The following is a 6,986-nucleotide window of genomic DNA, read 5'->3' on the forward strand; positions in this document are numbered from 1 at the left end:
CGCGCCTAGCACGGTCACGCCAGCGTCGGCAGATCGATCTCGACGCGCAAGCCCGGGCGCGCGTCGCCAAGCCGGATCGTGCCTCCGTGCAGTCGCGCGACCGCGGCGACGAGCGACAGGCCGAGCCCCGATCCGCCGGCACTCCTCGCCTCATCGAGTCGCCCGAACCGCCGCAGCGCCTCCGCCTGGCGGTCGGCCGGGATGCCCGCGCCCTCGTCGGCGACGCTGACCGTTATTGCGCGCGGCCCGACCGCGAGCGCTAACGTGATCGTACCCGCGCCGTATTTCAGCGCATTGTCGACGAGGTTACCCAGCGCTTGCCCGAACAGCTCATGGTGGACTGGCAACGTCGCCGAAACAGGCGCGTGGACGACGATCGCACGATCGAAATCCTCGGCGAGCGGGCCGTAGATTTCCGCGATCTGCGCCAGTTCATCGCCAAGATCGGTGGCGGTGAACGCGTCGCGCCCAATACCCGCCTCGGCGCGCGTGATCCGAAGCGCGGTCTCCACCATCGCCAGCAGTCGCTCACCCTCTGCGACTGCGCGGTCGACCGCCTCTTGCGCAGCGGGTTCGCGGACCTCTACCGCGGCGCGCTCCAAGGCGGAGCGCAGGCGGGTCAGCGGCGATTTCAGATCGTGCGCCAGCGCATCGGTCGCCAGCGTCAACTCGCCTAGCAATGCCTCGACACGGTCCAGCGTCGCATTCACCTCTCCCGCGAGCTCATCGAACGCGTCGCCCGAGCGGTGCTGCTCGACGCGGCGGACGAAGTCACCGTCGCGCACCGCGCGCAGCGTTGCGACGGTGCGCCCCAGCCGCGCGGCGATCATGCGCGCGGTGAGCGTGGCCGCGAGGACGGCGAAAAGCGCGGCGAGCGCGAGCGCAACCAGCGTCGCGGCCTCCAGCTCGTGGAGCAGACGACGATCCTGCTCCACGATGACGCCGGTCAGCAACCGTTCGCCCCCGGAGAGCCGCGACACCCGGACGCGCATCGCCTCGGGCTGCGCGCGCCCTTGACGGACCTGCCGCACCTCGACCGAATGAGTGTCGCTGCCAAGGCCACCGGGCCAGCCGACCAGGTTGCCCGCCAACCTGCGGCCATCGCGTGCGACCACCAGCATGACCGTATTGGGCGTGATCTCGCGACTGGAACGGAGCTCGACCGTATCCACCAATGCGCGCCGGCCGCCGCGCGCGTAGCTGGCGAGCAGGTCATCGCGCAGCACGGCCGCGGTAGCGGCAGCATCGGCCGCGCTCTGCTGCCGCACGATCGCGCCGACGCCCAGCAGCAGCACGAACGCCGCTGCCAGTTGCAGCACGAAGACGAGTGCGGCGATCCGCAGCGTGGTCGAGCGCGCGTTCACCGTCAATATGACCTACGGATTGACGCCGAGGCGATAGCCCGCGCCGCGCACCGTGTGGAGCAGCGGTCGCGCGAACCCCTCGTCCACCTTCTTGCGCAGACGGCTGAGATGGACGTCGATGACGTTGCTGCCGGGATCGAAATGGTAATCCCACACCCCCTCCAGCAGCATGGTGCGCGTCACCACCTGATCGACGTGGCGCAGCAGGAACTCGAGCAGCCGGAACTCGCGCGGTTGGAGATCGATCGCCTTGCCGCCGCGGCGAACGCGGCGTGCGAGCAGGTCCATCTCCAGATCGTCGCAGCGCAGCAGCGTGTCGGGCGCGCTGCTCGGCGCGCCGCGGCGGATCAGCAGGCGGATGCGTGCGAGCAGCTCGGCAAAGGTGAACGGCTTGGTCAGATAATCGTCGGCCCCGCCGGTCAGCCCCTTGATCCGGTCTTCCGGCGCGCCGAGCGCGGATAGGACGATCACCGGCGTCTCCACCCCTGCTCCGCGCATGCCGGCGAGCACCGCCATGCCGTCCATGCCCGGCAGCATGCGGTCGAGCACGATGCAGTGGTAACTGCCGTCGGTCGCGTGGAACAGCCCGTCGCGACCGTTGGTCGCACGGTCGACGACAAAGCCTTCCTCGCCCAGCCCCTTGGCGATGAAGTCGGCGGTGGAGGCGTCGTCCTCGACCAGCAGGATCTTGTTTGCCACGCGCGTGCCCCCCGTCAGTTCGTCGCAACGACGCCGCGAATCGTCCTCGCTGTCAAGCACGCAGCGATGCCGGCTGGGTGGCGGGTGCCCCGCGCAGCTGCTCCAGCACTTCGTCGAGCCGCGCCGCCACCGCGAGGTCGATCTTGTCGTGCAACCGCAGCATCTCGAGTTCTGTGCGCAGGTTAACCTCGTAGTCCAGCCGTGCGGCGAGCCGGTCCTTCGCCGCCTGCCGGTTCTGGCTCATCATGATGATCGGCGCCTGCACCGCGGCGAGCGTAGACAGCATCAGATTGAGGAAGATGTACGGATAAGGGTCGAACGCGTGCCCCCAATGCGTCAGCACATCGCTGTTGAGCAGCATCCAGCCGACCAGTACGGCGGAAAAGGCTATAATGAAGCTCCACGATCCACCGACCGCCGCGACCTTGTCCGACAGGCGATCACCGAAGGTCGCGACATCGTCCGCCACGTCGGCGGCATCCCGTGAGACGGGGCGTTTTTCCTGCATCGTGGCCAGCACGCGCTGCTCCTCCGCGTCGAGCGCGGCGGGGGTCTTGCCGATCAGGCGGCCGACGATCACGTGCAGGGGGTTGGTGGCCATGACGAAGTTCCTTTATCGTAGAACCGGGTGCCTGCCCGCCCCTGTTCGCGCGCTGAGCGTCACATGACAAAACGTCCATGAACGCGCGCGGCAGGAAAGATGAAACGGATTTAAGCTAGACCTCAGCCGCGCGCCATCGCGCATGGGCTAGGCCGATAATGTCGGGCATCATGCCCGCACCGGGAGCCGCCATCATGTTCTTCACCGTCACACCGCTGACCAGCCGGGAGCCGCGCTGAGCCATGCGCGCGCCCGTTTTCTTCGATCCGACCGGACGGCGCAGCCGCTGGTCCAAGCGGTTGCTGGGATTGATCCTGCTGTCGGTGATCCTTGCGGCAGTCGCGTTCGCCTCGACACTGGTGCGTGTGCCGCATGAGCGCGATCTCGCACTGCCCCTGCCACAGCCGCACGCGTCGCGGCTGCGCGGCAACCCGCCGCGCCACGGGCTCGCCGCCTGGCTGCCCCGCCGTGCCGGCAAGAGCGCAAACACCGCGCTCAGCATCGGTTTCTACTCGCCCGGCGACGACAGCAGCATCGCGTCGCTGCGCCGCCACGTCGGCTCGCTCGACTGGGTCGTGCCGTCGCTGATCACCTTTGCGGGTCCGAAGCATCAGGTGTCGGTCAACGATGACGTGCGCTTCAACCGCATGATCGCCGCCATGCCGCGTCCGCCCAAAGTGTTGCCGATGGTGCAGAATTTCGGCAACGCCGACTGGGATGGCGCAGGTGCTGCCGCGCTGCTCCACGACACCGCCGCGCGGCGCGCGTTCGCGATCAAGCTCGGCAAGCTGGTAGCCGCGCGCCATTACGGCGGCGTGGTGCTCGACATCGAAGCGCTGCCCGCGAGCGCGATGCGCGACTATCTGCGCTTCTTAGGCGACGTGCGCGTCGCATTGCCCAAGGGTTCGCAGCTGGCTGTGACTGCCCCCGCGGAGGACGAGGCGTGGCCCTTGGCGGCGATCGCGCGCGCGTCCGACAAGCTGATCTTCATGGCCTATGACCAGCATTGGGAAGGTGGCTCCGCCGGCCCGATCGCGGCGCAGGACTGGTTCGTCGCGCAGGTGCAGGACGCGTTGAAGCGGGTCGGGCGTGAGAAGCTGGTCGTGGCGCTCGGCAGCTACGGCTATGACTGGCACGGCGACGACACCGACGCGCTGACGATGGAGGAAGCGTGGATGGCGGCGCACGACAGCGATGCCGCCATCAGCTTCGATCCCGCCAGCGGCAACGCAGGCTTCGCTTATGACGAAGGTGGCGTGCATCACGCGATCTGGATGCTCGACGCAGCCACTAGCTGGAACCAGATGCAGGTGCTCAAACGCCTGGGGGTTGGCGACGTGGCCTTGTGGCGGCTGGGCAGCGAAGACCCGGGATTCTGGTCCGACCTAGGCGCATTCCGCACCGGCGGCACGCCCGATCTGTCGACGCTCAAGCAGTTGCTCAACACCGATGTCGAGGGCAGCGGCGAGATCCTGCGTATCACCGCGACACCGCAGACCGGGCATCGCACGGTCGCAGCCGACGCCAGCGGGATCATCCGGCAGGAGCGCTACGACGCGCTGCCGACGCCGTACGTAGTGCGACGCGCGGGCGCGGCCGACCCGAAGAAGCTGGCGCTTACCTTCGACGACGGGCCCGACGGCACCTGGACGCCCAAAATCCTGAACGTGCTGGAACAGGCGCACGTGCCGGGCACCTTCTTCGTCATTGGCGAGAATGCGCTGGAGCATCCCGGGCTGCTTAACCGCATCATCGCCGACGGTGGCGAGATCGGAAATCATACCTACACCCACCCCAACCTCGCCGCCGCTAGCGCGCGCGAAACCGATCTGCAGATGAACGCGACGCAGCGGATGGTGCAGGCGTACACCGGCCGGTCGATGCGGCTGTTCCGCGCGCCCTATTTCGGTGACGCGGAGCCGACCACGACCGACGAGCTCGGGCCGGCGCTCGCCGCGCAGGAAGCGGGCTATACCGTCGTCGGCCTTCACGTCGACCCGAATGACTGGCAGCGGCCCGGCACCGACGCGATCGTTCAGCAGGTAATCGATCAGGTCCACAGTGCCACGCCTGATAACTCGGCCAACGTCATCCTGCTGCACGACGGCGGCGGCGACCGGTCGCAGACAGTGGCGGCGCTGCCGCGCATCATCGCCACGCTGAAGGCAGAAGGCTATCAGTTCGTTACCGCGTCCGAGCTGGTCGGTGTGCCGCCGGCGCAGGCCATGCCGAAGGTGTCGGGCCACGACCTGCTCGCCGTGCGCACCGACGTCGCGGTGTTCATCGCGCTCGCCGCCATCTCCGCGCTGCTCGGCTGGCTGTTCTTCGTCGCGATCAGCTTAGGCATCGCACGCGGCGTGATGATGGCGGGGCTCGCTTGGCTGCAGAGCCGCCGCAAGCGCCCCGAGCCGCCGGTGTTCACGCCCAGCGTGTCGGTCATCATCCCCGCGTACAACGAGGACCGCGTGATTGCCGCCTCGGTCGCGCGCGTGCTGGCGAGCGACTATCCGGCCTTGCAGGTGATCGTCGTCGACGACGGCTCAAAGGACCGCACCAGCGCGATCGTTGCGGAGGCATACCCGGACGACTCACGCGTCACGCTGCTGACGCTCCCCAACGGGGGCAAGGCGGCGGCGCTCAACCGCGCACTCCGCGACGCGACCGGAGAGGTCGTGATCGCGCTCGACGCCGATACGCAGTTCGAGCCGCAGACGATCCGCCGCCTCGCGCGCTGGTTCGCCGACGCGCGGATCGGCGCAGTCGCGGGCGACGCGCGCGTCGGCAACCGCGTCAACCTCGTCACCCGCTGGCAGGCGGTCGAATATATCACCTCGCAGAACTTGGAGCGCCGCGCGCTCGCTGGCTTCGACGCGATGACCGTGGTGCCCGGCGCGGTCGGCGCGTGGCGCCGCGCTGCGCTCGACGCGGTCGGCGGCTACCCGGAGGACACGCTGGCGGAGGATCAGGACCTAACGATCGCGATCCAGCGCGCAGGCTGGCGCGTCACCTTCGATCCGGGTGCGGTCGCCTGGACCGAGGCGCCCGAGAGCTTCCGCGCGCTCGCCAAGCAGCGTTATCGCTGGGCGTTCGGCACGCTGCAATGCCTTTGGAAGCATCGCGGCATCCTGCGTAATCGGCGTCCGCGCGGACTTGCGTTCGTCGGCATGCCACAGGCTTGGCTGTTCCAGATCCTATTCGCCGCGATCTCACCGCTAATCGACCTCGCGCTGATCCTGTCGATCGCCGGCACCGCATTGCGCGTGTCGCAGCACGGCTGGGCGCAGACGAGCGGCGATGTCGGCACCATGGCGCTCTACTGGCTCGCCTTCACCACCATCGACGTGCTGTGCGGCTGGGTCGCCTACGTGCTCGACGGCGGACGCGCACGCTACCCCGCGCACCTGCTGGTCGCGCAGCGGCTGATCTATCGCCAGATCATGTACTGGGTGGTGCTGCGCGCGATTGCCTCCGCGATCGGCGGCTGGGTGGTCGGCTGGAACAAGCTCGAGCGCAGCGGCCGCGTCACCGCGGCGACGGCGTGAAGCGGCGATACGTGGCGCGGGCAAGCTCGCGTCACGTGCTCACACGGACGCCGCGTCGATCGTCTCGGCTGCTTGAAACGGCCTTGCCGGATCCGATCGTCGCATGGCCGCGCTTCTTGTAAGGCGATCAGATTCACAAACAATCAAGATCATAAAGGCTTGTAGCAGTTGCTCCGCTGACATCGCGATCAACGCCCGCTGTCCATTAGGGTCAGGACTCGTTGATCACAGCCAGAAGATGACGGTGGCAGCGAGGGTGACGGCAGCGAAGAAGGCCGTGGGGCAGCGATCGTAGCTGGTGGCGACGCGTCGCCAGTCTTTGAGGCGACCGAACAAGATCTCGATGCGGCTGCGGCGCCGGTAGCGGCGCTTGTCGTGCTTGACCGGCTCGTTGCGTGATAGCCTGCCCGGGATGCAGGGTTCGATGCCCTTGGCCTGAAGAGCGTCCCTGAACCAGTCCGCGTCGTAGCCGCGGTCGTCAAGCAGCCACTGCGCTTTTGGCAGGTCTTCCAGTAGCGCTGCCGCGCCAGTATAGTCGCTGACTTGCGGCGGTCATGAAGAAGCTCAACGGGCGTCCATTGGCATCGGCAATGGCATGGAGCTTGGTATTCATGCCGCCCCCGGCCTTCGCCGGGGCAGGCATTTGGTGCGCCCGATCAGGCGGCCAAGATCCCCTTCTTAACCCGCAGGATCGATGCCGCGCGGTGCGCCTTCAGGTGTGTCGCGTCGATCATGACGGTCTTGGGTTCGGCACTGCCTGCAGCCAGCCTCTCCATAATG

General features: G+C 67.8%; 5 protein-coding genes and 1 pseudogene. 1 reads left to right on the forward strand and 5 read right to left on the reverse strand.

Annotation, left to right across the window (positions count from 1 at the left end):
* Window positions 1–14 precede the first annotated feature (14 nt).
* The 4 genes from QZ847_RS04375 to QZ847_RS04390 form a co-directional block, all read right to left on the reverse strand.
* A complete protein-coding gene (locus tag QZ847_RS04375; protein WP_294353412.1) occupies window positions 15–1,364 on the reverse strand; it encodes a HAMP domain-containing sensor histidine kinase in 1,350 nt (449 codons plus the stop codon).
* 12 nt (window positions 1,365–1,376) lie between these two features.
* Window positions 1,377–2,063, reverse strand: coding sequence for a response regulator transcription factor (locus QZ847_RS04380; protein WP_294353415.1), 687 nt, complete (start codon window positions 2,061–2,063; stop codon window positions 1,377–1,379).
* 52 nt (window positions 2,064–2,115) lie between these two features.
* Window positions 2,116–2,664: a DUF1003 domain-containing protein gene (locus QZ847_RS04385; protein ID WP_294190745.1), complete on the reverse strand. Its 549-nt coding sequence runs from the start codon at window positions 2,662–2,664 to the stop codon at window positions 2,116–2,118.
* Between the two features lie 115 nt (window positions 2,665–2,779).
* Window positions 2,780–2,908 (reverse strand): hypothetical protein, encoded by a 129-nt coding sequence (locus QZ847_RS04390; RefSeq protein WP_294190746.1) that lies wholly within the window; start codon window positions 2,906–2,908, stop codon window positions 2,780–2,782.
* On the opposite strand from QZ847_RS04390, the gene QZ847_RS04395 reads away from it, so the two are divergent.
* The gene (locus tag QZ847_RS04395) at window positions 2,907–6,206 is read left to right on the forward strand and encodes a glycosyltransferase (protein ID WP_294353418.1); all 3,300 of its coding nucleotides are present in this window, start codon (window positions 2,907–2,909) and stop codon (window positions 6,204–6,206) included. The two genes, QZ847_RS04390 and QZ847_RS04395, sit on opposite strands and share 2 nt — an antisense overlap.
* 225 nt (window positions 6,207–6,431) lie before the next feature.
* Here the strand turns inward: QZ847_RS04395 and QZ847_RS04400 are convergent.
* Window positions 6,432–6,986: pseudogene (locus QZ847_RS04400) on the reverse strand (IS5 family transposase); the annotation flags it as partial.

It is taken from the genome of uncultured Sphingomonas sp. (assembly GCF_913778135.1).
Lineage (GTDB): Bacteria > Pseudomonadota > Alphaproteobacteria > Sphingomonadales > Sphingomonadaceae > Sphingomonas.